Annotated in this window: 19 protein-coding genes and 2 pseudogenes; 7 read left to right on the forward strand and 14 right to left on the reverse strand. The window is 63.5% G+C overall.

Translation table 11 applies throughout. The annotated features are described in order from the left end of the window. Positions 1-85: 85 nt before the first annotated feature. Positions 86-943 carry a ribose-phosphate diphosphokinase gene (gene prs / locus BDK61_RS02420; protein WP_121302202.1) on the reverse strand — a complete coding sequence of 286 codons (858 nt, stop codon included), beginning with the start codon at positions 941-943 and terminating at the stop codon, positions 86-88. A gap of 239 nt (positions 944-1,182) precedes the next feature. Here prs and BDK61_RS02425 point away from each other — a divergent pair, with 239 nt between their 5' ends. Continuing rightward, positions 1,183-2,292 carry a PAS domain-containing response regulator gene (locus BDK61_RS02425; protein ID WP_121302203.1) on the forward strand — a complete coding sequence of 370 codons (1,110 nt, stop codon included), beginning with the start codon at positions 1,183-1,185 and terminating at the stop codon, positions 2,290-2,292. Between the two features lie 84 nt (positions 2,293-2,376). Here the strand turns inward: BDK61_RS02425 and BDK61_RS02430 are convergent, their stop codons facing one another. Together BDK61_RS02430 and hemL are read right to left on the reverse strand one after the other, a co-directional pair. After that, a complete protein-coding gene (locus BDK61_RS02430; protein ID WP_121302204.1) occupies positions 2,377-3,192 on the reverse strand; it encodes an HVO_0234 family beta-propeller protein in 816 nt (271 codons plus the stop codon). Position 3,193: 1 nt separating this feature from the next. After that, positions 3,194-4,531 carry a glutamate-1-semialdehyde 2,1-aminomutase gene (gene hemL / locus BDK61_RS02435; RefSeq protein ID WP_121302205.1) on the reverse strand — a complete coding sequence of 446 codons (1,338 nt, stop codon included), beginning with the start codon at positions 4,529-4,531 and terminating at the stop codon, positions 3,194-3,196. 177 nt (positions 4,532-4,708) lie between these two features. On the opposite strand from hemL, the gene nasA reads away from it, so the two are divergent. The 3 genes from nasA (at position 4,709) to BDK61_RS02450 (ending at position 10,717) form a co-directional block, all read left to right on the forward strand. After that, positions 4,709-6,814 carry an assimilatory nitrate reductase NasA gene (gene nasA / locus BDK61_RS02440; RefSeq protein ID WP_121302206.1) on the forward strand — a complete coding sequence of 702 codons (2,106 nt, stop codon included), beginning with the start codon at positions 4,709-4,711 and terminating at the stop codon, positions 6,812-6,814. Positions 6,815-7,205: 391 nt separating this feature from the next. Beyond that, positions 7,206-8,528 carry an MFS transporter gene (locus BDK61_RS02445; protein WP_121302207.1) on the forward strand — a complete coding sequence of 441 codons (1,323 nt, stop codon included), beginning with the start codon at positions 7,206-7,208 and terminating at the stop codon, positions 8,526-8,528. Positions 8,529-8,950: 422 nt separating this feature from the next. Next, positions 8,951-10,717 carry a nitrite/sulfite reductase gene (locus tag BDK61_RS02450; RefSeq protein ID WP_121302208.1) on the forward strand — a complete coding sequence of 589 codons (1,767 nt, stop codon included), beginning with the start codon at positions 8,951-8,953 and terminating at the stop codon, positions 10,715-10,717. Between the two features lie 263 nt (positions 10,718-10,980). Here the strand turns inward: BDK61_RS02450 and BDK61_RS02455 are convergent. Beyond that, positions 10,981-11,370: pseudogene (locus BDK61_RS02455) on the reverse strand (ABC transporter substrate-binding protein); the annotation flags it as partial. A 38-nt stretch (positions 11,371-11,408) separates the two neighbouring features. On the opposite strand from BDK61_RS02455, the gene BDK61_RS02460 reads away from it, so the two are divergent. Then, positions 11,409-12,260: an IS5-like element ISHma10 family transposase gene (locus tag BDK61_RS02460; RefSeq protein ID WP_121302209.1), complete on the forward strand. Its 852-nt coding sequence runs from the start codon at positions 11,409-11,411 to the stop codon at positions 12,258-12,260. A gap of 23 nt (positions 12,261-12,283) precedes the next feature. Here the strand turns inward: BDK61_RS02460 and BDK61_RS02465 are convergent. The 5 genes and pseudogenes from BDK61_RS02465 to BDK61_RS02485 all read right to left on the reverse strand — a co-directional run. Further along, positions 12,284-13,279, reverse strand: a pseudogene (locus tag BDK61_RS02465) (ABC transporter substrate-binding protein); the annotation flags it as partial. Positions 13,280-13,450: 171 nt separating this feature from the next. Next, the gene (locus BDK61_RS02470) at positions 13,451-14,095 is read right to left on the reverse strand and encodes a chemotaxis protein CheC (RefSeq protein ID WP_004959744.1); all 645 of its coding nucleotides are present in this window, start codon (positions 14,093-14,095) and stop codon (positions 13,451-13,453) included. A gap of 208 nt (positions 14,096-14,303) precedes the next feature. Then, entirely contained in the window at positions 14,304-14,762 is a 459-nt protein-coding gene (gene lrp / locus BDK61_RS02475) for an HTH-type transcriptional regulator Lrp (RefSeq protein WP_004959742.1), read from the reverse strand. Between the two features lie 9 nt (positions 14,763-14,771). Further along, positions 14,772-15,137 (reverse strand): P-II family nitrogen regulator, encoded by a 366-nt coding sequence (locus BDK61_RS02480; RefSeq protein WP_004517663.1) that lies wholly within the window; start codon positions 15,135-15,137, stop codon positions 14,772-14,774. After that, positions 15,130-16,458 (reverse strand): ammonium transporter, encoded by a 1,329-nt coding sequence (locus BDK61_RS02485; protein ID WP_004959739.1) that lies wholly within the window; start codon positions 16,456-16,458, stop codon positions 15,130-15,132. The genes BDK61_RS02480 and BDK61_RS02485 overlap by 8 nt, the downstream gene beginning before the upstream one ends. 464 nt (positions 16,459-16,922) lie before the next feature. On the opposite strand from BDK61_RS02485, the gene BDK61_RS02490 reads away from it, so the two are divergent. Both BDK61_RS02490 and BDK61_RS02495 read left to right on the forward strand, forming a co-directional pair. Continuing rightward, positions 16,923-18,533, forward strand: coding sequence for a methyl-accepting chemotaxis protein (locus BDK61_RS02490; RefSeq protein ID WP_121302210.1), 1,611 nt, complete (start codon positions 16,923-16,925; stop codon positions 18,531-18,533). Continuing rightward, entirely contained in the window at positions 18,533-19,867 is a 1,335-nt protein-coding gene (locus BDK61_RS02495) for an ATP-binding protein (RefSeq protein ID WP_121302211.1), read from the forward strand. Before BDK61_RS02490 ends, BDK61_RS02495 begins: the two co-directional genes overlap by 1 nt. A 70-nt stretch (positions 19,868-19,937) precedes the next feature. On the opposite strand, the gene BDK61_RS02500 is transcribed toward BDK61_RS02495, so the two are convergent. The 5 genes from BDK61_RS02500 to hemB form a co-directional block, all read right to left on the reverse strand. Then, positions 19,938-20,420 (reverse strand): DUF7519 family protein, encoded by a 483-nt coding sequence (locus tag BDK61_RS02500; protein WP_121302212.1) that lies wholly within the window; start codon positions 20,418-20,420, stop codon positions 19,938-19,940. After that, positions 20,417-21,673 (reverse strand): DUF58 domain-containing protein, encoded by a 1,257-nt coding sequence (locus BDK61_RS02505; protein ID WP_121302213.1) that lies wholly within the window; start codon positions 21,671-21,673, stop codon positions 20,417-20,419. The genes BDK61_RS02500 and BDK61_RS02505 overlap by 4 nt, the downstream gene beginning before the upstream one ends. After that, the gene (locus BDK61_RS02510; RefSeq protein WP_121302214.1) at positions 21,670-22,197 is read right to left on the reverse strand and encodes a DUF7269 family protein; all 528 of its coding nucleotides are present in this window, start codon (positions 22,195-22,197) and stop codon (positions 21,670-21,672) included. Before BDK61_RS02510 ends, BDK61_RS02505 begins: the two co-directional genes overlap by 4 nt. Next, entirely contained in the window at positions 22,194-22,907 is a 714-nt protein-coding gene (locus BDK61_RS02515) for a DUF4129 domain-containing protein (RefSeq protein ID WP_121302215.1), read from the reverse strand. The genes BDK61_RS02510 and BDK61_RS02515 overlap by 4 nt, the downstream gene beginning before the upstream one ends. Before the next feature lie 103 nt (positions 22,908-23,010). Then, positions 23,011-23,991, reverse strand: a complete 981-nt coding sequence (gene hemB / locus BDK61_RS02520; protein ID WP_121302216.1) for a porphobilinogen synthase — start codon at positions 23,989-23,991, stop codon at positions 23,011-23,013. Positions 23,992-24,004 lie beyond the last annotated feature (13 nt).

Raw genomic sequence — 24,004 nt, forward strand, 5'->3', positions numbered from 1 at the left:
GCGCTCCGTGTTCACTATCGGATTGCCCGCCGCGTGATTCGACTGCTGGCTGCCAGCCGTACAAACGGACAGCGCTGTGCTCCAATCATTCCAGCCTCTCCGAGAGGACCGGCGCGGCGCTGACCTCGCTGACGGCGCGTTCGAGCGTGTCCGTCCCGTAGACGGCTTCGACGCCGGCACTGTTGAGCTTCGTCAGGGCATTGCTGGCGAGCATGGGGTGGACGCAACTGACGAACACACGCTGGGCGTCGCGGTCGTCAAGGACGCTGACGGACTCGCTCATCGTCGACCCGGTGGCGATGATGTCGTCGACAAGCACCACATCCCGGCCCTCGACCGGTGCGTCGCTGGGGCTGATTTCGATGTCGCCGGTGTTGTAGTCCCGGTCCTTCTCGAAGAAGTCCGTCTCGCCCTCACCGTATGCGTCCCGGACCGTTGTCGCGAGAGCGATTGCGCCTTCGTCGGGCGAGAGAAAGAGCGGGTCCTGCAGGTCCGCAGGCAGTGGGTCGGCGAGAACACTCGCCGCGTCAACGTTGGTAGCTGGCACGTCGAAAAAGTCACAGACGGCCGGCTCGTGTGGATTTACCGTCAGCACGCGGTCGGTTCCCGTTGAAATAGCGCGGGCCATTGCCCGCGAGGAGACCGGCTCGCCGGGCTTGAACGCCTCGTCCTGACGGGCGTAGCCCATGTATGGAATGACGGTGATAACCTCACTTGCACCGCTTTCGCGGGCCGCGTCCTGCAACTGGAGCAACTGGAGGTGTGCGTCGCTGTCGACGGTTGAGGCGACGACGACGGCACGCTCGCCGGAGACTGCCTCTGGGACCTGAACGACGTGTTCTCCGTCGGGGAACCGTTCGTACTCGACCCGTCCCAGCCGCTCGCCGGTCGCCTCGGCGAGGGTCGCCGCGAACGCCTGTGTGTCCGCCCCGGGGATAATCATATCCGGTGGGTGGCTGCCCGGGCTAAACCCTGTTTCGGTTCCCCGACATCGTGGCTGACTCTGCCCTCTAGTAACCATGTGTTGTATTTGATACCAGCAGATACGGCGCTCGCCTGCCCTGCACACTCATGTCTATATAACGACGCAATGAAAACCTCTCATAATATAATTTATAGCTAGCTGAAATATTTATGCCCGCTCGATTCCAATGAACAAGTTGAACGGGTCTCTCCAAAGTGATGAAAATATTACATTTAGACGATGAGCCTGATTTTTTGGATTTGACCGCCCAGTTTCTGGAACGGGAAGACGAACGGTTCGACGTTCGAACAGCGACGAACGGAACCGATGGCCTTGCAATTCTTCGGGCAGAGGACATCGATTGTATCGTCTCAGATTACGACATGCCAGTAATGGACGGACTGGAATTTCTGGCTGCAGTCCGCCAAGAGTATCCCGACCTGCCGTTCATTCTTTTTACTGGCAAAGGGAGCGAAGAGATCGCGAGCGAAGCCATTACGGCTGGCGTAACGGAGTACATCCAGAAAGAGTACGGAACTGACCAGTACGCGATCCTTGCCAATCGAATCACGAACCTCGTCGAGCGGTACCGTGCCGTCCGCACAATCGACCGTAGCTACAGGGCGATGAAGACTGCCAGCGAAGGGATTAGCCTCATCGACCCGGACGGCACGTTCTCGTACGTGAACCCTGCCTTTGCGGACCTCTTTGGATACGAGCAGGATGAAATGACCGGCGAGCACTGGACAATTCTGTACCACGATAACGAAGCGGACCGGCTTGAGAACGATATCCTCCCAGCGGTCAAAGAGAACGACTACTGGTCGGGCGAAACAGTGCGACTGATGAAAGGCGGCGACAGGCTCGTCACGAACCATCGCCTGGCGCACGCTGACGACGGGGTAATCGTGTGCACGGCGCGGGACATCACGTCCGAACGGACGCAACTGCCGGAGCAGAGCACTCAATTCGACGTTCTTATCGATTCCATGGACGACCACGCCTTCTTTACCCTCGACCATGAGGGCTACGTCACTCGCTGGAACGACGGTGCTCGACGATTCACCGGCTACGACGTGGAAGAAGTCCTTGGTGCGCACGTTTCGATGTTCTTCGGGGAGTCAGACTCGGCAAACGGCCTCCCCGAGCATCTCCTCGATACAGCGAAAACAGAAGGGACTGTTTCCCATGAGGGGTGGCAGGTCCGACAGGACGGCACGCGCTGCTGGACAGACATGACACTCTCTGCGAGTTTTGACGAGTCCGGGGCGCTCCGGGGCTACGGGATTATTTTGAAAGAAGCTGATGAACAGCAAATACCGCAGTAAGAGGGTATGGCCGCCGGCCCACGCTACGCTACTTACATGAGCCGGATAGAACTGTAAAGGCCTGCTCAGCGACCACTGACCGAATCAGGCGACGGCAACGCCGACGACGTCGGGGACGCCCAGCGAACGCTGCCGCCAGCCCCCCTGTCCGTCGGCGGTCGCCTCGGCCGCGGTCGCAACGAGGAAAGTTCCGTTCTCGGTGATCGCGTAGGTGTCGTCGCCGCAGGTCACGTCGACGACGCGCTCGGTCGCCGGCAACGTACAGGGCTCCCACGCGCCGTTTGCCAGTTCGTACAGGCCGTCCGCCGCGGCGGCGTGGACCTGCTCGCCGTCGCTTGCAACAGCCATGTGTCGGCCCGGCCGGACCTCGGTCCACTCGCCGTCGCTGTCGGTGCTCCCGCTTTCGTAGCGGTACAGTCCGCTCTCGGTCGCGGCGTAGTCGCCAGCCACGTCGGTCACGTCCACGAGACCGAGTCGGTCGAGCGACGGCAGGGCGTACACGCCCTCGGCCGCGGCGAGGCGGTCGCCGTCGATGGCGCGGACGTCCGCGACCTCGCCGATACCTTGCCACTCCCCGGTGTACCGAGCGACGCGGCTGTCGCCGGCTGCGAGCAGTCCGTCGCCGTCGTAGCCGACGGCGGTGGCCGGCCCGAACCCGGTCGGGACGAAGCCGTCATCGGTCAACACGAGCACGTCCTCGTCGGTGGCGACCGCGACTTCGCCGCTCGCCCCGGCCACATCACGGGCATTGCACCGCTCGCTCAGACTGAACCGCCCGATCTGGCCACCGGCCGTCTCGACACGGGTGACGCCCAATCCTGACGCGACGTACGCGTGGGTCTCCGGGCGCTTCGCCCCGTACATCCGCTTCTCCGAAAGTGCGATGTCGTCGTCGCTCACCTCATATCGCCTCTTTGTATGCTTCGAGCGCATTCTCAATGTCTTCACCTGTGTGGGCATCACAGATGAACTGTGACTCGAACTGGTTCGCCGTGAGGAACACGCCCTGGTCTTTCATCGCGGGCCAGAACAGCCGCTCCCACCGCTCGGTCTCGGCCTGTGTCACATCGTGGCCGGTCTTCGGACAGTACTCGAAGCGCGGACAGGACTCCTGTTGCTGGCAGCCAGCCTCACATTGCCCCTCGAGCGAATCCGGACCATCACGGGTGAAGATGACCTTGAACATCGAATCCCGGCCGACGACGGTATACTCGGGAGCTTGGTCTTCGAGGATGTCCTGCAAGCCTGCTCGGAGTCGTTCGCCGAGGCCGTTGACGTGGTCGTATACGTCGTGTTCAGCCGCATACCGCAACGTCTCCAGGCCGGCCGCCATCGTCACGGGATGGCCCGAGAACGTCCCGGACTGGAACACGTCGCCGGCAGGGGTGAACTGCTCGATGATCTCGCTTTTGCCGCCGATTGCCCCGACCGGGAAGCCGCCACCGACGATCTTCCCAAAGGTGGTGATATCGGGGTCGATGTCGAACGCGCCCTGGGCACACTGGAGACCGCCGACGCGGAAGCCGGTAATGACCTCGTCGAAGATGAGCAGGGAGCCGTGGTCGTCACACAACTGCCGGAGCGTGTCGTGATAGCCCTCGACCGGGTGGACGATGCCGTAGTTCCCAAGGATGGGTTCGGTGAGGACAGCCGCGATGTCGTCGCCGTGCTCCTCGAACACCTCGTGGGCGGCCTCTTCGTCGTTGAACGGGACAGTTAGGGTGTGTTCGGCGAAGCTTTCGGGGATGCCGGGGCTGGACGGGGCCGTGTGGTCGCCTTCGCCCTCGACCAGCGTGGATTCCTGTGCGCCGTGGTAGCCGCTCTGCATCACGACGATTTTGTCCCGCCCCGTGTAGCCACGAGCCAGTCGGACCGCCGAAACGGTCGCCTCGGTCCCGCTGTTGACGAACCGCAGCATCTCGACGCTGGGGACGTGCCGGGTGACGAACTCGGCCAGTTCGACCTCGACTTCGGTGGGTGCGCCGTACATCGGCCCCTCAGCGGCGTGTTGCTGGATGGCCGACTGGACCTGTTCGGGCAGGCTGTGGCCCAACAGGAGCGGGCCATAGCCCATGACGAAATCGATGTACCGGTTGCCGTCGGCGTCGATGACGTGCCCGCCGTCCCCCTTCTCGACGAAGAACGGATAGGGTCGTGTCGCTCGCACGGAGGAGTTGACGCCGCCCGACAGCACCGACAGGGCGCGGTCGTACAGCGCTCGTGACTGCTCGTGGTTCATACGTCGGCGTTTGGCCGCTGTCAGAAAGAAACTGTTGTTACTTCGCGGCGCCTCCAATCTAGTGGACGGATGTCACGCGCTTGCCGTTGAAATAAGTATTTCGTAAAGAGTCACTGTTATACAGTGTGTGTTCATCTATGGAAATACGATAATGGCATCCGAACATACTGTAATATCATGCCAAACTGGACAAATGGGCGTCGAGACGGCGCGTGGGCGGCTGTGAGCGACTGGGTGCCGACGACGTGTATGCGGTGTGCCGTTGGCTGTGGCCACATGCATCAGGGCGCTGACGAGGGGTATGGTATCGACGCTGTTCGCGGCGACGCCGCGCATCCAGTCAGCCAGGGGCTCGCCTGTGCGCGTGGCCTCCGGGAGAGCAAGGCCCCCGACGGGGAGTGGCTCACCCGGCCGATGGTCCGCAGTGACGGCGAACTCCGCCAGACCCAGTGGGACGTGGCGCTGGCTCGCGCCGTTGAGGGCCTTCAGGCTGTCCACCAGCAGGACCCCGACTCTGTCGCCGTAATAGGCAGCGGCCAGCAGACCAACGAGGCCGCTTACGCGCTAGGGAAGGTCGCCCGCGGCGGCTTCGGCACGATGAACTACGACGCTAACACGACGCTGTGTATGGCGAGTGCCGTCACCGCCTACTACCAGTCCTTCGGTAGCGACGCGCCGCCGTGTACCTACGCCGACATCAGCGACGCCGACCGACACGTCGTCTGGGGGGCGAACCCGGCGGTCGCCCACCCCGTGCTGTTCCGCTGGGTTCAGCAGTCCGCTGACGAGGACGGCGTCGAAATCATCGTCGTCGACCCTGTCCGCTCCGAGACTGCAGAGAACGCCGAACATCACGTCGCACCTGACCCGGGGAAGGACCTCGCACTGGCTCGCGCCGTCCTTGCCCGTATCGTCGAAACAGGGCGGGTCGACCGCGAGTTCGTCGATGAAGCGACCGACGGGTTCGAGGACCTGCTTGCGACGCTGCCCGATGCCGACGACGCGGCCGACGAGGCCGGCATCGAAATGGCCGAGGTGGACCTGCTTGCCGACGCGATGGACCAGCAGGCGCTCATCTACTGGGGCATGGGCATCAATCAGCACGTTCAGGGGACCGAGACCGCACGGGCGCTCATCGACCTGACGCTGGCGACGGGGAACCTTCGACCCGGCGGCGGCCCGTTCTCGCTGACCGGCCAGGCCAATTCCATGGGGACCCGCATCTGCTCCTCGAAAGGAACTTGGCCCGGCCAGCGGGCCTTCGAGGACCCAGACCACCGCCGCCTCGTCGCCGACCACTGGGACGTGCCGGTGGACCGCCTCCCCGACGACACCGGCCCCGGCCCGGTCGGGATGCTCGAAGGCGAACCCGAGGCCGTCTGGGCTGTCGCCACCAATCCTGTTGCCGGGATGCCCGAGTCCGAGAGCGTCCGCGAGACACTGGAAGACGCCTTCGTCGTCGTACAGGACGCCTTCCACACCGAAACGACGGAGATTGCCGACGTGGTCTTGCCGGCCGCGACGTGGGGCGAAAGCGACGGCACGACAACGAACATGGAGCGGACCATCTCCCGCGTCCGGTCGGCGACCGACGTGCCAAGCGGTGTCAGATCGGACCTTGATATCATCGCTACCATCGGTTCGCGGCTGTTCCCCGGGCTGTTCGAGTCCACGTCGCCGAACCCGTCGGCTGTGTTCGATGAGTTCACCGCCCTCACCGAGGGGACGGTCGCTGATTGCTCGGGCATCACCTACGAGCGCCTCGACGACAGCCACGCCGTGCGGTGGCCCGCGCCCGACGACGACAGCGCCGGCGGCTACCGCTACTACGACGACGAGTCGTGGTCGTTCCCGACCTCCTCGGGCCGCGCGCAGTTCTCGACCGGCCGCCAGGGGACGCTTCCGGAGCCGACCGACGACGACTACCCGCTGACGCTGACCACCGCCCGTGAGGCCGACGGATACAACACCGGTGTCCGCTCCCGCGGCGGCGAGGCCGGGGCCCTGGTGGCCCGCATCCACCCCGAGACGGTTGCGGAACACAGCGAACTCGTCACCGACGAGACACTGACCGTCGAAACCCGTCGCGGCTCTGCGACAGTCGACATCGACCGCGATGCGGGCGTTCCCCGCGGGATGGTCTGGCTGCCGATCCACCATCCGGCGACGAACCGGCTGACGCTTTCAGACCGGGACCCCCAGTCCGACGAGCCGAACTTCAAACAGTGTGCTGCCCGCCTCGTTGCAGCCGAGGCGGAACTGTCGCCGGCGACGGCTGACTGATACTGTTGGCTGTAGCTGAGACCAGATACTCGCGGTGGCGAAAGTCCCGAAAGCCGTACAGCTGACAGGCGTCCAGCTACCACGCAGCCCAGTTAGTTCGTCTGCATGATGACATCTCACTCAGTGTGAAATAACCCAATGTATGTCCAACTATACACTCGTGTGGTGGGCGTTCAATGGCCTTAAACAGGTGATATTCGATGATATATTTGATACCTTTCCACTCAGGCGCTTTAGAATAGCCGTTATGTAAAGGGGTACTGTTATTAAATGACGAGTCTTTTGCTTACCATGTACTGATGTGGGCACACATCCAAAATATAATAGAATTGGTGGACAAAAAACCGGTAATAATCGTAAATGGCGTGCAGTCCGTAACTGAGGTGTCGGCATGGGACTGATCAAGATGACGAAGTACCGGACGCTGCTGCTAGCGACCATCGGCTTCAACTTCTCGTTCCTTATCTGGTTCTCGTTCGCGCCGTTTACCGGCCCGATGGCCGAGGAGTTCGGACTGTCGACGGCGGAGATCGGGATTCTGGCGAGTTCGGCCATCTGGATGGCTCCGTTCGGCCGAATGCTCACCGGCTGGCTCTCGGATAAGTTCGGTGCACCGGCTATCTTTGCCATCGTGCTGGCCTACGTTGGTGTGTTCTCGATCGGGAGCGCCTTCGCACAGGACTACTCCGTGTTCTTCGTGCTCCGACTCATCGTGGCCACGGCCGGCATCACGTTCGTCATCGGCATCCAGCACGTCGCCGAGTGGTTCGAGGAGGAGAACCTCGGTCTGGCGGAGGGCATCTACGCCGGTGTCGGGAACGCCGGTGCCGCCGGCGGCGCGCTGATTCTCCCTCGCGTGTTCGGGTCCGGGTGGAACGGGCCGCTGTTCTCGACCAACTGGCGAGCCGCGTTCTTCTACACCGGCATCGTCTCCATCCTCCTCGCAATCGCCTACTACACACTCGGCGAGGCCGCCAAGACCGAGGCGAAACGCCAGGCGACCAAAGAGAACACCAACTTCAAAGGCTGGCTGCACACGGCCACGCGGTACGGCACTGTCGTCCTTGCCGCCGCGTACATCATGTCCTTTGGCCTCGAACTGTCGATGAACGGGTGGCTCGCCACCTACTACCGCGAGGCGTTCAACCAGGACAACCTCGTCATCGCGAGTACCTTCGCCGCAACGTTTTCGATTGCAGCGGGACTGCTCCGGCCGTTTGGCGGCTACGGCAGCGACCTGCTGGCCCGCAAGGAGAAGAACATCCTGCCCTTTTTGAAGGGCCAGTACCGCGAACAGTGGACGTTCCTCGGGCTCTGTTTCATCGTGCTGATGATGTTCGCCATGACGCTGGCCGGCCTCTCCGGGGTGCTGTTGAACGCTGTCGTCATCGGCTTCCTCGTGGGCACGGGCTGTGCCTGGGCTGAGGGCGCTATCTTCGCGCAGGTGCCTGCGATGTTCCCCAACGACTCTGGCTCGGTCGCCGGTGTCGTCGGCGGCGTCGGCACTGTCGGTGGGATTGTCTACCCGCTGTTTTACTCTGCGCCGTGGCTGGCGAACCTCCACCTGGGGTATTCCGTGGCCGCTGTCACGATGATACCCATCGTCGCCCTGTCGGCGTGGGTGTTCCGACCGGAGATTGCGAAAATCGCTAACACGGCCGGGTTCGTCGGAAGTACGCAGGAAGGTCCGACTGTCGCCTCCGGCGACGACTGACGCCCTCTACGGTCTCTCGTTTACTTCACGCGCGTTCACTGCTACAGCCGCTGCGTTGCGTGTCGCGTCCGTCCGGTTCTGGTTTTGCGCACGCGCGACCGACACCTCAGTTCTACGGGTCCACCCCGGTTGGGCGACCTATCCTCGGGTCGCGTCTCTGAAAGCGAGTTCCAGGCTCGGCCGGCCAATCGACTGCAGTACTGCGGTTTTATCCCTTTCGACGGTGTGGTGTATAACTTCTTTAAATACCTCCCAGACGGTATAATTCTGGACAGCTGTTTCCGAACCCACTCATACTCTTTACTTCTTTAACGATTAGGGTTATAAGACAGCAAGCTGAGTAATTAGACGTGAATTAGCGGACATTCAGATACCTATGGGAGATAAAAAACCACATCTATCAAGAGCGAGGGTGCGCGAAGATGGCACATAAAAAAGAGGAGTACAAGGCGGAGCTGTACGGTGATGAGGTACGGGAGAAACTAGAGGAGTTCGCCGAGAAAGGCTGGGACTCGATTCCCGAGGACGAACGCGAGAAGTGGTTCTCGCGGTTCAAGTTCTGGGGTGTCTTCCACCACCGCGGCGGACAAGAGTCGTATTTCATGATGCGGCTGACAAATTGCGGCGGCGTTCTGGAGCCCGACCAGCTCCGGGCTATCGGCGAAGTCGCCCGCGACTACGCGAAGGGGCCAGCGGAGAACCCTGAGTTCGGCAACGGCTGGATTGATTTCACGACACGACAGTCCATCCAACTGCACTGGCTCAAACTCGAAGACATCCCGGAAATCTGGGAGAAACTCGAAGCAGTCGGCGTTTCCTCGCGCTCTGCGGGCGGGGACACGATGCGGAACATCTCCGGTTGTCCGGTCGCCGGCAAGGCCGAGGAGTACGTCGCGTCCCGCCCGATTCTCGACGAGATTCAGGAGACCATCCGCGACGATAACGACCTCTCCAATATGCCCCGGAAGTTCAACATCTCGGTGACGGGGTGCAAGCAGGGGTGTGCCCAGGACAGCATCAACGACATCGGGCTGGAGCCGGCCCACAAGTTCATTGACAGCGAGGAAATCGAGGGGTTCAACGTCCGCGTCGGCGGCGGCCTCGGTGGTCGCGAACCCCGCGAGGCCCGTCCGCTGGACCTGTTCATCCGGCCCGAACACGCCGTCGAGACGGTCCGTGCTTTTGTCGAGTACTACCACGAGGCGGGCAACCGTCAGAACCGCTCGAAGAACCGCGCCCGGTTTTTCGTTGACGAACATGGGACCGACGCCATCCGCGAGGAACTTAACGAGCGGCTGGATTTCGAGTTTGAAACCGCTGGCACTGACTTCCGCGGGGAGTACACGTACAACGCCGGCAAGTCTGCTGAACACGGTGCCCACGACCACGTCGGCGTCTACGACCAGCAAGACGGGAAGAACTACGTCGGGCTCTCGGTGCCCGTGGGCCGACTCTCCGCAGAGGACACCATCGAACTCGCGGACCTCGCCGACGCCTACGGCTCCGGCGAAGTGCGCCTGACCCGCCGGCAGAACCCGCTCATCATGGACGTCCCCGACGGGAATCTCTCGAACCTCCTCAACGAGCCGCTGCTGGAGAAACACTCGCCCGAGCCGAACCCGTTCGTTCAGGGCGCGATGGCCTGTACCGGGACGGAGTTCTGCTCGCTCGCGCTCACCGAGACAAAGGCGCGGATGGCTCGCCTGCTCCGCTGGCTCGGTGACAACGTCGATGTGCCCGATGAAGTTGACCGCATCAAAATGCACTTCTCGGGCTGTACGGCTGACTGCGGTCAAGCGATGACAGCCGACATCGGCTTACAGGGGATGCGCGCCCGCAAGGACGGCCAGATGGTCGAAGCCGTCGATATCGGTGTCGGCGGCGGTATCGGCGCGGAGCCGACGTTCATCGAGTGGGTCCGCCAGCGCGTCCCTGCTGACGAGGTGCCGGGCATGATCGCCAACATCGTTGAGGCATACGCCGCGCTTCGCTCGGAGGGGCAGACCTTCCGGGAGTGGGTCGACGCCACCGGCCACGAAACAATCGTCGAGCTGGCCGAACCAGAGGAAGTCGAGGGGTACACCGACCCATGTCTGGCCGACGGCAAGCAATCGTGGTATCCCTTCGACGACGGCGAAAGCCCGGCCCCGACCGACGCCGAGGGCCAGCCGATTTCGGCGGACGACTGACCATGGCTGAGACAGACTGTCCGACCGACAACGACGGTAACGACCCGTCGGAATCCGCGGTCAAGGGGGTTGCATACGACGCGGCACCGGAGCTACTGGAGTAACGCGGCCCCGGCTCCGAACAGCCGGATGTGCCGACGTGACGTGTCCGTTTCAGGGCGCGTCCGTCTGCCTCTGACAGTTGGGGACTGCTTGTGTCCAGTCCCCGCTCGGTTCTCCGTTTTCCGTATTTTCCGTTTCGCAGTAGTCGCTGCGCGCTGGCTCTAGTCCCCGTAGTCTCCGAGTTCGCACTCGGCGGCCGGGCCGCCGTCACAGTCGTACCCGACCGCTTTCGTAACCCTGAGCAGGTCGTAGAACCGACCGAGGGACTGCTCGGACTCGGGAAGCCCTTCGACCACTGGCACGCCACGCTGGGCCTGATGGTCACAGCGCCGCATCGTCTGGCTGCCCAGCCCGACCGAGTATTCCTGGTCTTCTAGCTCTCGGATAACCGCCGGCGGATAGAACGTACCGGCCCGCTCGACGGCCGCGGCGTACTGGAGCGTCTGTGCGTAGGCCAGATGGGCCACGCCGGAGGGTCGCTGTGCGTTCCCGTGCTCCGCGGTGAAGGCGTTCTTGAACGCATTGGAAAGGTCAGACGGCTCAATTGAATCCACAGACGGCGCCGGGATAGGTCGTTAGAATCACGGGTATGAAGCGGGAGAGTAATGTTATGCACAACACCCTCTTCCGCTTCGTGAAGCAAGTGGCTTCACTCGCTCAAAAGCTTACTGACGCTGCGCTGATGGAACTGAGTGATCCAGCCGGCAACGGGTTTGCCGGCTGGAAGCACGCAGTCTTGCTCTATCTGCGCGAACACATGAGCGCGGAGTACGAGGAAATCATCGACTGGGCCGAAGAGATGGAACGTGTTCGAGCGGTATTGAATCTTCAACGCGGGGAGTTTCCCGCGCCTTCGACGCTGTGTAAGGCGTTCAAACGGGCATCGATGACTGTCTGGCGACAGCTGCTCCGCCGGTCGGCGGAGCTGCTGGACCAGAATGGTCACGCCGCAATTGATGCCACCTACTTCGACCGTCAGCAGGCATCGTCTCACTACTTGCGACGGATTGATCGTTCCGTCAAAACGATCCAGACGACGTTTCTCGTAGATACAGCTGAGGGAGCAATTCTTGACTTACACTGCAGCACGAAGTGGCCTGACGAAACCAAGATCGGCCCGAAGGTCGCCCTGCGGAACGCGGGCGACCTTCGAAGCTTGGCCGCTGACAAAGGCTATGATGTCATGAGCTTCCGTGAGGAGCTTCGAAACGCCGGGATTCGTCCGCTGATAAAGCACCGTGTTTTCGCTCCTTACGATCACGCACACAACGCCCGAATAGACGACGAGCTCTATGGTCAGCGATCACAGACCGAGTCCGTCAACTCCTCAATCAAGCGCTCGCACGGCTCCGCCGTCCGAGCGCGTGACTGGTTCCGCCAGTTCCGGGAGATAACGCTCATAGCCGGCGTTTACAACGTGGAGCAGGCAATTGAACGCTGAAACGCCGAAATTCGCCGGATTCAATTGAGCCGGTCAGACGAGACGCTGGTGTCCCACGCGACCGTCCCGACGACACCGCCGAGCGCCGTCGAGGCGTTCTGTGCCACGATACGGTTGTACAGTGGCACCACAATCCCCACCTCGTCAGGGAGAATTTCTTGGGCCGTTGTCAGCGAGTTCGCGGCGTCGAGTCCGTAGTGGTCGAGGAAGACGACCTCCGCACCGGCGTCCCGGGCCTGTTTGAGCGGTTCCTCGTAGTTCGTCGTCCCGAGGCGCGTCGGGATGCTCGTGAGTTCGACCCAGCCACTCGAGGTGAAGAAATCACGGATCGACGACTCCATCGTTTGCCCCCAGTTGTAGTCCGCGTAGATCTGGACGTACTGGGCCTCCCGGCCGAACCGTTCCTTGAGTACCGGAAGCAGCGCCTGTGCGGTCATGTACGCGTTGAACATCTCCCGAAAGCTGTAGCGGACACAGTCCGTCCCCGTCGTGTCGTTCGAGTGGGTCAGACAGCACATATACGGGACCTTCTGGGCCTGTGCGACCTCCTGCTGGGCGATAGCAACGGAACTGGACGAGCCACCGGAGAACATGATGACGTCGTCCTGCTCGATCATTTCCTTTGCGTTGGCTGTCGCAACATCCGGCTTCGTTTCCGTGTCTGCAGTGACGTACTCGACGGTCTTTCCGAGCACGCCGTCGCCGCTGAGTACGTCAAAGGAGCGCTGTCCAACCCAGCCGCCACCCTCGTTGAGGTGTGTGACAGCGAGCTCATATCCCCGGAGTTCGTCGCGCCCTTCGGCGGCGTACGTCCCTGACTGTGGCACGTTGAAGCCGAGTGTGACCGCATCGCCGTCGACCGGATAGTTCCCGAGCGGTGGGTGCTCCGGTGTGTTTTCGGCTCTCGACCCCCCGCCCTGGCACCCTGCCAGCCCGGCGAGCCCCGCGCTGCCGACCCCACCGGCAATCTGTAGTACGGACCGCCTGTCAACTGCCGCTCCCCCATTTTCCAATCCCATACCAGCTGTTTTGATGATAAATATATATAATACTTATTTCAATAGAAATGGGTGAACAATTAGCATAGTCGGACCTGGTGTCAGGTATTGAGGGACCGAAGGCTGTTTTCTCGGCGATTAGACTTACTCTGGCCACGCGGTGGACAGGGGTGCAGAAATAGCGTGCCGCTGTCAGTCAAGAATGTCGCTGGCTTCGGTGTCTTTCGCCACGTCAGTGTCGAGGTCGATATCTTGAATCAGTGCGACGAGGTCCTCCAGTTCGGGGAACGTGTACACGGTCATCCCGAGGTCGCCGTCGTCGACGGTGATACGCGAGTCGACGACGAACACCAGATCGGAGTCCGGCCAGCCGCCCATCTCGTCGATGATGCCGTCAGCCGGCCCGAACACGAAGTTCGGGGTCCCCATATCGATGGTCGTCTCCAACACGTTGGCCCACCCGTCGATGAACGCTGAGGTCATGATGTTGCCGATCTCCTGCATCGCCGACTGTTCCATGTCGGAGAACCCTTCACCTTCGCTCGGTTCGCCCATCCCGCCCATCATCGCGCTGGCCATCTGCTTGCTGTCGGCCGGTTCGAGCAGAAATAGGACGTAACCGTAGGGCGGTTCGTTCAGTTCGACGTAGATGCCGACGCCCTTGTCGTCGCCGATGTGTGTCTTGACATCCTCGATGTCGAGAAAATTGATCTGTGAGGTCCGAACTGTCGCGTCAAGCCCGGTCAACTGACCGAGGTTCTCCGCGACTGTCCCGGACCCCTCTTTTGCCATCTGATTGAAAAGGTCCAGCTTCCGCACGTCGACTTTCAAGCCCATATCTTCTGGAACGTCGCAAGCGGCTTAACGCCACCGCTGGGAGCCACACTCACCAGCGGATAGGGTCTGGTAGCCGTCTGTCGCCGGTTCCATCGGACATGAGGGAGGACATTCAGTCACCACGTACTCACTACAAACACGTCCCGGTGCACCTCATAGCGTGTCTCACCGTTCCAAACTGACAGCGAAAACAGGACTGCAGGCGTCTTCAGGCGTCAGTCCCGTCGACCGGGAACTGCTCGTGTTCGCACACCGTGTTCAGCACGACTGATGTCGAGGCAGACCGGATGTCCTCGTCGGTCAGCAGCGTCTTTATTCGCTCGTTCATCGACTGCGTGTCGGTGAACTTCCCGACGGCCACGATGTCGTGGTCGCCGGTCACTTCGTAGACCGCGACCATTTCGCGTCGATCACGTAACTGGTCCACCACCCGTCCAAGCCCGTCGCCCTCGACAGAGAGCTGGAATACGGCGGTCACGTCGTAGCCCAGCGCCCCGTAATCGATGTCGACGGTGTATTCGTCGATCACACCGGTCGACTCCAGGTCGTCCATTCGGCGCGACACCGTGGTCGCCGCGATACCGGTTGCGGCGGCGATGTCACGGGCGCTCGCACGGCCGTCCTGGAGCAGTGCGTTCACTACCTCTCTGTCGGTATCATCGACCATTTCGTCCGCTCAGACTGCCTCTGGACCTTCTTTACCGGTTCGGACCTGGTAGGCGTTGTCCACGGGAAGGACGAATATCTTGCCGTCACCTTTCTCGCCGGTGTGGGCACCGTCGGCGATAGCGTCGACGACATCCTCTGCGGGGATGTCTGCGACCACTGTCTCGACTTTGACTTTCTGGTGCAGGTCGACGACGTACTCCTCGCCGCGCCACTGCCCCTTCTTTGCGGGCTGTGAGCCGCGGCCGGAGACGTTCGTCACTGTCAGCGAGGGCGCACCGACTTCCGCCAGCGCCTTCTTCACATCGCCGAGCTTGTCCGGTCGAACCATTGCGACCACCATCTTGATTTCAGAGTCGTCGGTTTCGTCAGTCATCTTTGGAACCTCCGTCAGTACGCACGTTCGTGTTCACTTTACCACCATCGGCGACAACGCCTTCGCCGCCACCGAACTCGGGGTAGGTCTCGACGCCGTGCTCGCTGACGTCCAGCCCTTCCTGCTCGTGTTCGGGCGTGACCCGGGCCTGTCCGGCTGCCTTGAGGCCGTACCAGATGAGGCCGGTGGTCACAATCGTCCAGCCGGCGATAACGGCGACGCCAACAACCTGCACGGCGAGGGCGCTGCCGATAGAGCCGACGGTACCGGAGGTTGCGACGAGTGGGTACATGATGGTGCCCAGCACACCGGCACTGCCGTGGACCGGGAACACAGCGCACACGTCGTCAATTTTCATACGGTTCTCCATGAAGCTGAACACAATCGGAAGCTGACCGCCAGCCAGGAGGCCGACGATGAGTGCACCCCACCAGGTCGTGGTGTCGGGGATCGCCGTGATACCGACTAGCCCGGCGAGCAGTCCGTTTGCGACGTACAGCGTGTCGACCTTACCGGTTTTCAGCCACGCGACCAGTGCGGCACCGATTGCGCCCATCGCCATCGCAACGGTCGTCGTCATCGCGACGCGGCCAACCGTTGCGAAGGCACCGAGCGCGAGTGCGCCGTCTTCGACGACGAAGACACTCGCTGCGGTCCCGACATTGAACCCGTACCAGCCGAAGGCGAGGATAAGCGTCCCCAGCACGGCGAAGGTCATCGAGTGACCCGGAATAACGTTCGCGGAGCCATCCTCGTTGTACCGGCCCATGCGTGGGCCGAGCACGTAGGCGGCCGTGAGACCGGCAATACCGCCCATACCGTGGACAATCATCCCACCGGCGAAGTCCTTGAACACGACGCCGCCGAGGCTGATGTGGGCACCGGCCCACGTGAGCCCGGTCACAACGGGGTAGATGACTGCGGCCAGCAGGAACGTGTACGTGATGTACGCACGGAGCTTGGCCCGGCCGGCCACCGCCCCGGAGACGATGGTCGCTGCCGTCATCGCGAAGACGGCACCGAACAGCCACCCGACGTAGTCGTTCGCGGCCTCAGCGCCAAACGCCGGCGCAAAGGACCCGGTCCCGACGAGTGACGAGATGCCAGACCCGATGAGGAAGAACACGACGACTCCGACCGACCAGGTCAGGAGGTTCTTCGTTAGCTGGTTCGCGACGTTCTTCGAGCGCACCTGGCCCGCCTCGAGCATGGCGAAGCCCGCGTGCATGAAGAAGATCAGGAACGATACTGTAAGCACCCACAGGAGGTTGACACCTTCTGCGAGCACGTTCGGATCAACTTGTAGTGCAGTGTAGCTCATTTCTAGTTCACCTGTTTCGTTTTGTTATCGGCTGCCGTCTGCATGTCCAACTTTCCCCCACTCTGGCTCAACTTCTTCAACTCTTTCACGAGAAAGGTTCTGGTAACAACACTACATAAGGTTTGCCTTTATGAATGCGGAAATTAGAGGGGATGTGGTAGACGACCGTCCAGATTATGGTATGATATTATGGATATAAGGTTGTTCTCCGTAAAGAAAGTCCGTATATGTATACTGGAATTTTGGACGTTTGTCGACCCCAGTTCCGGCCACAGGGGGCCAAATAGGCCGTTTTTGCTTGCGCGCGCTCTCGGCTGGCGGGTGTTGCCAGCGACAACAGGGTTATACTTCGCGACCACAGATTCAGATTTAGCATAAATGTCCGGAAAACAGTGGATAGTCGTGGCACAAAGCCTCGATAAACTATACACGACGGTTAGACCCCAGAGGGTATCTAGCTGACTATGGCTTCGGACCACTACCCATCCGTTCCGGACCAGTCGACGGCTGTGACAGAGGAACGGGCCGTCGCGAACGCACAGGGTGCACTGGATGTCGTTCAGGCGGCGTCGGTGACCGTCGGCGAGCAGCTCGCGGCGATCGACGACCGCGCGACGGCACAGGCGACCGACGCACAGTGGATCGCCGACGAGGTCTCATCGCTTTCGGCCACAATCGAAGAGATCGCTGCGACCGCGACCGAGGTCAGCGAGCAGAGCCAGCGGGCAACGGACGCGGCAAACGACGGACGGGAGGCCGCAGCCGACGCCATCGAGTCGATGGACGAGGTCCGCGAACTGGGGCAGGCGGTCGCCGAGGAAGTGGCCGCCCTGCAGGACCGGGTCGACAGTATCGCCGATGCGCTGGCCGGCATCGACCGCATCGCCGACCAGACGAATATGCTCGCGCTGAACGCCTCGATAGAGGCGGCGCGGGCGGGCGATACCACCGACACAGACGGGTTCGCCGTCGTCGCCGACGAAATAAAGAGCCTCGCTGAGGAATCACAGCAGCAGGCCGAAGAAATCGATACGACGCTGGCGGCGGTTCGGGACGCCACGGACGACACCGTCGAACAACTCGATGCGGCTATCGACGGTATTGATGCCGGCGCCGAACAGGTCTCCACGGCGATGGCACGCCTCGACGACGTAGCCGACACTGTTGCGGAAACGGCCGACGGCATCGCGTCCGTCTCGGCGGCGACCGACGAACAGGCGACGACGAGCGAAGCGGTCGCCCAGCGGTGTGAGACGGTGTCTGACCGCGCCGCTGCTATTGAAGACGACCTCTCTGAGATACGTGCCGCCCGCTCCGAGCAGACTGCGATGCTCGACGAGATTGACGACGTACTCGCCGCTGCAGAGGCCGACCGGCAGGACCGGCTGGCGGATGCGCCGACAGTCCCGACCGGTATCGACGGCCTCGACGACCTCTGTGGCGGCGGCCTCGTCATGGGTGGTCAGGCAGTGATCCGGTCCACCGACGAGACGCAGGTCGACGGCGCTGTTGCCCAACTGTGTGCGACGGCCGTCGCCGCCGGCCGGGCGGTCTCGCTGACGCCACCACCGTCCCTCGACCGGTCGACGCTTGCCGCTGCGTTCGCAGCAACCGACCAGTCGCTCGAAGACGCGCTTGATGACGACGCCCTGTTCGTCCTCGATATGTTCGGACACTGGGACGCGCGGTACAACGTGTTCGACCTCGACCGGACTTCGCTCGGTGCTGCCAACGAGACGACGGCTGCCAGACGGGACGCCCCGCTGGTTATCGTCGGGAACATTCAGGGAGAAATACAGCAGATGGGTGAACAGGCCGCCAGAGAAGCCCGGTACGAAAACGACGACGGCGTCTTCGAACCCCACGACACAGTGGTCAACGTCATCGACGACGACGCGGTCCCGGCCACGCTCGCGGCGTTCTACTCGGGCGCTGCCGATCAGGAACTCACGCTAACACAGACTGATGGTCGCGAGTATCTGACGCTTACCGCCTCGCCGCGTGGCACCGTGGGCGAGAAACAGCCAGTATCACAGCTTTCGGGCCCACCCTTCCTCCGAATCAGAGACAACTGATGTTCGGTCTCGATGACACTGGTCGGCTCACGTTTGCGACGAACGAGTTCGCTGCACTGCTCAACCGAACGCCTGATGAACTCGTCGGCACACCCGTCGAAGCGCTGGTCACAGCTGAGGACCGCGAGACACTGACGGCGACCAGACAGGCCGTCAGCAGTGCCTCGGACCGGATGACACGGACCTGCCAGGTCACACTCCCGCAAAGCGGCCGTTCTCGTCCGGTTACGCTCGAACTCGCGGCCACAGACGACGGCTCCGTCGTCGGCTCGCTCTGCCGAACGGCCGACCCGTTCCAGTACCTGTTTGACCTCATCCAGGACGCGGTCGTCGGCTTCGAAATCGTCAATTTCGTTCCGATTGTCCGCACGGTCAACCCCGCGTTCGTCGACACCTTCGGCTACGACCGCGAGGAAATCGTCGGCGAACCGCTCAACGAGTACATCGTTCCCGGCGACCGCGTCGAAGAGGCGGTTAACTACGACCAGCGGACGGCCTCGGGCGAAATCAACTACGCCGTCGTCTCCCGGAAAACAGCCGACGGCTGCCGCGAGTTCATTTATCGTGGCGTTCCGTACGACACAGCTGATGGCCGTCGCTGCGGGTTCGCCATGTACACGGACGTCACAGACAGCCGGCGGCAAAAGCGCCGGCTCCGCGTTCTTCATCGCGTCCTGCGGCACAATCTCCGCAACGAACTCTCCGTCGTGTTCGGGATGTCCGAATACGCCCGCGCCAACGCAGCCGAGTCGGCTGTCTCGCTGGCTGCGTCTCGCGCTCTCGACGCGGCTGACCGCCTCGCCGCGGTCAGTGAAAAGGCCCGGTGCGTCGAAACCGCGCTTAATGGAGATTCAGACCAGCCGGTTGACGCGGCGGCACTGGCCCGGTCTGTCGCCGACAGTTACCGTCCTGACGCACCGGTCGAAACGGCACTCCCGAGCACACTCCCTGTCACTGGCGGGACAGCCGTCTACGACGCCGTTGACAACCTCGTCGAGAACGCGGTCGAACACACACCGCCGGACACAGCCGTCCGAATCACAGCCGAACAGGCCAACGGTGACGCGTTCGTCCGTGTGCTCGACGATGGCCCCGGTATTCCCGCCATCGAGCGGGCCGTCGTGTTCGATGACGAGGACATCACGAACCTCCAGCACGGGAGCGGCCTCGGTATCTGGCTCGCCCGGTGGGTCGCCGAGACGGCCGACGGCGGCATCGAGTACGACCGAGCCGACGGGTGGACGACCGTCTCACTCCGGCTTCCGCTGTCCGATGCCGATGACGTGCTGACGCTGGTTGATGCCCCGGAATCAGCGTCTGAACCGACGCGGTAGTCGCTGCGACGTTCTCAGAAGGACCCTGCTCAGTAGCCACAGCCGGCCGTGACCGAAACAGCCTCGGCCGCTATCGCCTGAGCGCCGCGGTCAGTGCAATCGCGCCCAGCACGACGCTTGCCAGCGCTAGCGGCGACAGCGGCGGCACATCGAGCTGAAAGAGCAGCGTCGTCACCACGACGCTGCCCCCGACCAGCCCTGTCGTTCCTGCGACGTGGGTGAGTTCGACGGGCGTCCCGGGTGCCGTTCCGAGGTCCGCATAGAGGTCGAGAGCCCCGTGGGCAAACGTCCAGGCCAGCACTGTCGCGCCGCCGGCGACCAGCACCGTCGTCGTCGTTGCTCCCTGAAGCGCGGCGACCAGCAGCGCCACAAACAACAACGCGCTGGCGAGGTCGACCAGCCGCCCGGACTGAATCAGTTGCCCGCCGACGAGCAGCACGACGCCGACGAGGGCGGCGGCAGTCGAGACGGCGCTGATGCCGGCGACGAACAGCGTCACGACGCTCGCCGCCAGCGCCGCACTCCCACAAACGACCCCAGTCCGGGTGCTCATTGGCCACCCCGCCGGACCCGTTCAGTGATTCGTTCCAGCGGCTCCGCCGCAGGCCAGTCGTGGACGGCGATGTCGGCGGCTCGCAGCCGACGGAGGCGTTCGCGGCGTTCGAGCCGCGCCAGCCGGTGGCCCGCCGTGTCCGTCGCGGTCGGGTCGGGACTCAGAACCGTCACCGGGTGGCCGGTGGCGGCGAGTCGGCGGACCAGCGCCTCGCTGTCATCGTCACACAGCGGGCCGAGGAAGACGATGTTCGCCGCCGTCGGCAGTTGTGCGATGAGCTTCGTTGTGTCCGGTGTTCGGGTGACCGATGTCGCGGCGAACGCACGGTCGGTCCTGAGCAGGTCGCGGGCCTGTTGCTGGTGGGCGGCGCTCGTGCCCGGTGCGAGCCACGCGTCATGTGGCGAGTACGCCGCGACGCCGACCTCGTGGCCGTCCTCCGGGAGCCCCTCGACGAGCGCGACGGCGGCCATCGTCGACCGCTCGATTGCCGTCTCGGCGTCCGGACGCGGCGCGAGCGCGGCGGCTGCTCGGGCGTCGACGACCACGACCACCGTCGCCGACTGTTCGCGGCGAAACTCGACGGTCCGCAGGTCGCCGGTCCGGGCGTACTGGTTCCAGTCGACGCGCGAGAGCGGGTCGTTCGAACGGTACTCCCTGACCGCGTAGAAGGAGACCCCTTCGCCGCCCTCATCGACGGGCACCGTCCCGGGCCGGCGGGCTACCGCCGGGATCAGCGGCAACAGCGCCGAACTGGCCGGCTGCTCCCACGTGACGGTGTCGGGTTCGGCTGTGACGGACGTTCGTCGGGCGACGACGCCGACCACGTCCCTGACGACGACCGTCGCGGGGTCGAACACGCAGCGGTCGGTTCCCCCGGTAATTTCGTAGGTGATTGTCGTCGACGCGTCGGGGCGTAGTGCCGTCCCCAGCGACGCCGACCCCTCGACTACACGAACGGAGTTGGGCACGCCGTCGGCGAGCCGGAGGTCCGGAATCGTCCGTGACCCGTTGTTGTGGACGGTGAGCGCGACAGTCACCCGCTCACCTAGCGCCGGCTCGGTCGGTGTGATGGACCGCTGTATAGATATGTCCGCTGCCGGCGGGACGGCGACGCGGTCGTACGCGCTCAGCGTGACGCCGAGCCCGCCCAGCAACACGAGCGCAGGGACCTGGCCCACCAGTCCGACGCCGACGGCGACCATTGCGGCCCCGGCCAGCCCGAACCAGCGGCCGGTGCGGTGGACCTCGCTCATCGCTCCTCGTCGCGCTGCCGGAGTTCGGCCGTCGCGTGGGCGACGCGCCGCTGGAACGGACGGATACCCGAGAGCCACCCGGACAGCCGCGCCCGGAGCGATATCGGTGTCCCGTCGAACAGCTTCCGGGCTTGTTCCCTGTCTGTCCACGTGCCCGAGCGCAGCGCCGTCTTCGCCGCCTCGGGCGAGAGGCCGTCACGCTGGAGGACGGTGGCTGCGACCCCTTCGACGCGTTGCCGGATTGCCTCTTGTCCGGCCCCAGCACCAAGCGCCTCGTCAACATCGTCGCCGGGGACCGTGACGTACTGGCTGTCAGTGTCCGGGAGCGCCACGCCCCGGTCGCTGTCGAGGGAGCGAACGAGGAGCGCCAGCAGTGCGACACCGCCAGCGAAGACGGCGACCGCGAGTATCGGCAGATCCGAGACAGCGCCGGCGGGCAACAGCGGCGCGCCGAGAGCGGCGAGACTGACGCCGATGGCTGTCGCGACGAGGCCGAGCGCCAGCGGAACCCGGCGCAGTGTCACGTGTTGGCCTCCCCTGCGGACTCGTCTGCGTCTTTGTTCTCAGAAGCCACATCGTCGGGATTCGCCACGATGTCGTCCGTACCGTCGCTCGCCCGTTCCAGCGCCTCGCGGGCCTGTGATTCCAGACCCGCATCCGGCTGGTCCCGGCCGTAGCGAACCCGCTCGAACACCGACCTGAGCGAGGCGACAGCGTCGGGGTCGGCACCGGCAGCCGTCGCGTCCGCCTCGATGTCCTCTGGCGTCGAGGAACGGCGCTCCGGGGCCACTGCGTTTTCGAGGGCAGCCCATGCCCGGTACACGTCGTTTGTGAGCGGAATATCGATCTCGGCAGCGCTATGCGACGGCTGCCGCGCGGATTCCGCCGTTGCGACGGCCGGCGTCTCGCCGCCCGTTTCGTCGATTGTCCGGCTCTGGCCGGCCAGTCGCCAGAGTACTGCGAGCCCGACTGCGAGGCCGACGGCGAGCGCGCCGACCGCCGGCGCGGGGACACTCGGCAGCAGCGCGCGAGCGCCGTTCTCGCTTTCTGGCGGGTCGATGCTACCCGGCGGGTCGCTGAGGCCCTGTCCGTCGGGGTTGTCGATCTCGCTGTCGTCACGGGTCATTTCCGCCTGGTCGGACCCGGTTGCAGCGTCGAGACTCGCAGCGCCGACGCTGAACGACAGCAGCGCAATCGCGGCGACAACCGCCACGAGGAGGGACTGTCGCTGCATACGGCCACTCCGCCCCTGGCACATGAATAGGTTAGGGACCTGTCGCTCGCCGGAACGCTCCACCAGCGCGGTTCAAACGGGGACACACGGGAAATAGCCCCGCTCAGAGTTCGTCGGCGAGGTCCTCTGCGAAGTAGGTCAGAATCAGGTCTGCACCGGCCCGCTTGATGGACAGCAGCGACTCATAGGCGACCGCTTCGAGGTCGAGCCAGCCCTTCTCGGCGGCGGCGTGTAACATCGCGTACTCGCCGGAGACGTTGTAGGCGGCGACGGGGTGGTCGTAAGACTCCCGGATCTCCTTGACGATGTCCAGATACGGCAGGGCGGGCTTGACCATCAGCACGTCTGCGCCCTGCTCGACGTCGAGGTCGACCTCGCGGCTGGCCTCGCGTGCGTTCGCGGGGTCCATCTGGTAGTGGCGGCGGTCGCCGAAGGCCGGCGCGCCGTCCGCGGCGTCCCGGAACGGGCCGTAGAAGGCCGACTCGTACTTCGCGGCGTAGCTCATGACGGGCACGTCGGTGTCGCCTTGGGCGTCCAGCGCCTCCCGAATCGCCCCGACCATCCCGTCGATCATGCCCGACGGGGCGACCATGTCGGCCCCGGCCGCGGCGTGGCTCGCGGCGATTTTCCCCAGCAAATCGAGCGTCTCGTCGTTACGTACCGTCAGCCGCGGGTTCTCGGCAGCGTCATCTTCGAGGACACCGCAGTGGCCGTGGTCGGTGTACTCACAGAGACAGACGTCCGTGATGATGTAGGCGTCCGTCTCGCTCGTGATGCGGCGCGTGGCTTCCTGCACGACGCCGTCTTCGGCCCAGGCGCGGCTCCCGCGCTCGTCTTTCGACTCGGGGACGCCGAACAGCATCACCGCTTCGACGCCGGTTTCGAGGACCTCCTCGACGCGGTCGACCGCCTCGCCGACCGGGACCCGTTCGTGACCCGGCATCGTCTCGATTGGGACTCGCTCGTCGGTCGTCGCGTCGACGAACACCGGCGCGATGAGGTCAGACGCTGTAAGCTCCGTTTCACGCACCAGCGGTCGCACGCCGTCGGTTCGCAGCCGGCGCGGGCGCTGTGTCAGGTTCATACTGCCATTTCAG

This window comes from Haloarcula quadrata (genome assembly GCF_003634715.1).
Lineage (GTDB): Archaea > Halobacteriota > Halobacteria > Halobacteriales > Haloarculaceae > Haloarcula > Haloarcula marismortui.

Excerpts from the sequence above, each read along its gene's own strand:
- nasA (WP_121302206.1), top strand. The coding sequence starts at position 4,709 with ATGCCAAACTGGACAAATGGGCGTCGAGACGGCGCGTGGGCGGCTGTG.
- BDK61_RS02470 (WP_004959744.1), bottom strand. The coding sequence starts at position 14,095 with ATGGGCTTGAAAGTCGACGTGCGGAAGCTGGACCTTTTCAATCAGATG.
- BDK61_RS02490 (WP_121302210.1), top strand. The coding sequence starts at position 16,923 with ATGGCTTCGGACCACTACCCATCCGTTCCGGACCAGTCGACGGCTGTG.
- BDK61_RS02480 (WP_004517663.1), bottom strand. The coding sequence starts at position 15,137 with ATGACTGACGAAACCGACGACTCTGAAATCAAGATGGTGGTCGCAATG.
- BDK61_RS02515 (WP_121302215.1), bottom strand. The coding sequence starts at position 22,907 with ATGCAGCGACAGTCCCTCCTCGTGGCGGTTGTCGCCGCGATTGCGCTG.
- BDK61_RS02505 (WP_121302213.1), bottom strand. The coding sequence starts at position 21,673 with ATGAGCGAGGTCCACCGCACCGGCCGCTGGTTCGGGCTGGCCGGGGCC.
- BDK61_RS02485 (WP_004959739.1), bottom strand. The coding sequence starts at position 16,458 with ATGAGCTACACTGCACTACAAGTTGATCCGAACGTGCTCGCAGAAGGT.
- BDK61_RS02460 (WP_121302209.1), top strand. The coding sequence starts at position 11,409 with ATGAAGCGGGAGAGTAATGTTATGCACAACACCCTCTTCCGCTTCGTG.
- hemB (WP_121302216.1), bottom strand. The coding sequence starts at position 23,991 with ATGAACCTGACACAGCGCCCGCGCCGGCTGCGAACCGACGGCGTGCGA.
- prs (WP_121302202.1), bottom strand. The coding sequence starts at position 943 with ATGATTATCCCCGGGGCGGACACACAGGCGTTCGCGGCGACCCTCGCC.
- BDK61_RS02425 (WP_121302203.1), top strand. The coding sequence starts at position 1,183 with ATGAAAATATTACATTTAGACGATGAGCCTGATTTTTTGGATTTGACC.
- hemL (WP_121302205.1), bottom strand. The coding sequence starts at position 4,531 with ATGAACCACGAGCAGTCACGAGCGCTGTACGACCGCGCCCTGTCGGTG.
- BDK61_RS02450 (WP_121302208.1), top strand. The coding sequence starts at position 8,951 with ATGGCACATAAAAAAGAGGAGTACAAGGCGGAGCTGTACGGTGATGAG.
- BDK61_RS02500 (WP_121302212.1), bottom strand. The coding sequence starts at position 20,420 with ATGAGCACCCGGACTGGGGTCGTTTGTGGGAGTGCGGCGCTGGCGGCG.
- BDK61_RS02495 (WP_121302211.1), top strand. The coding sequence starts at position 18,533 with ATGTTCGGTCTCGATGACACTGGTCGGCTCACGTTTGCGACGAACGAG.
- lrp (WP_004959742.1), bottom strand. The coding sequence starts at position 14,762 with ATGGTCGATGATACCGACAGAGAGGTAGTGAACGCACTGCTCCAGGAC.
- BDK61_RS02445 (WP_121302207.1), top strand. The coding sequence starts at position 7,206 with ATGGGACTGATCAAGATGACGAAGTACCGGACGCTGCTGCTAGCGACC.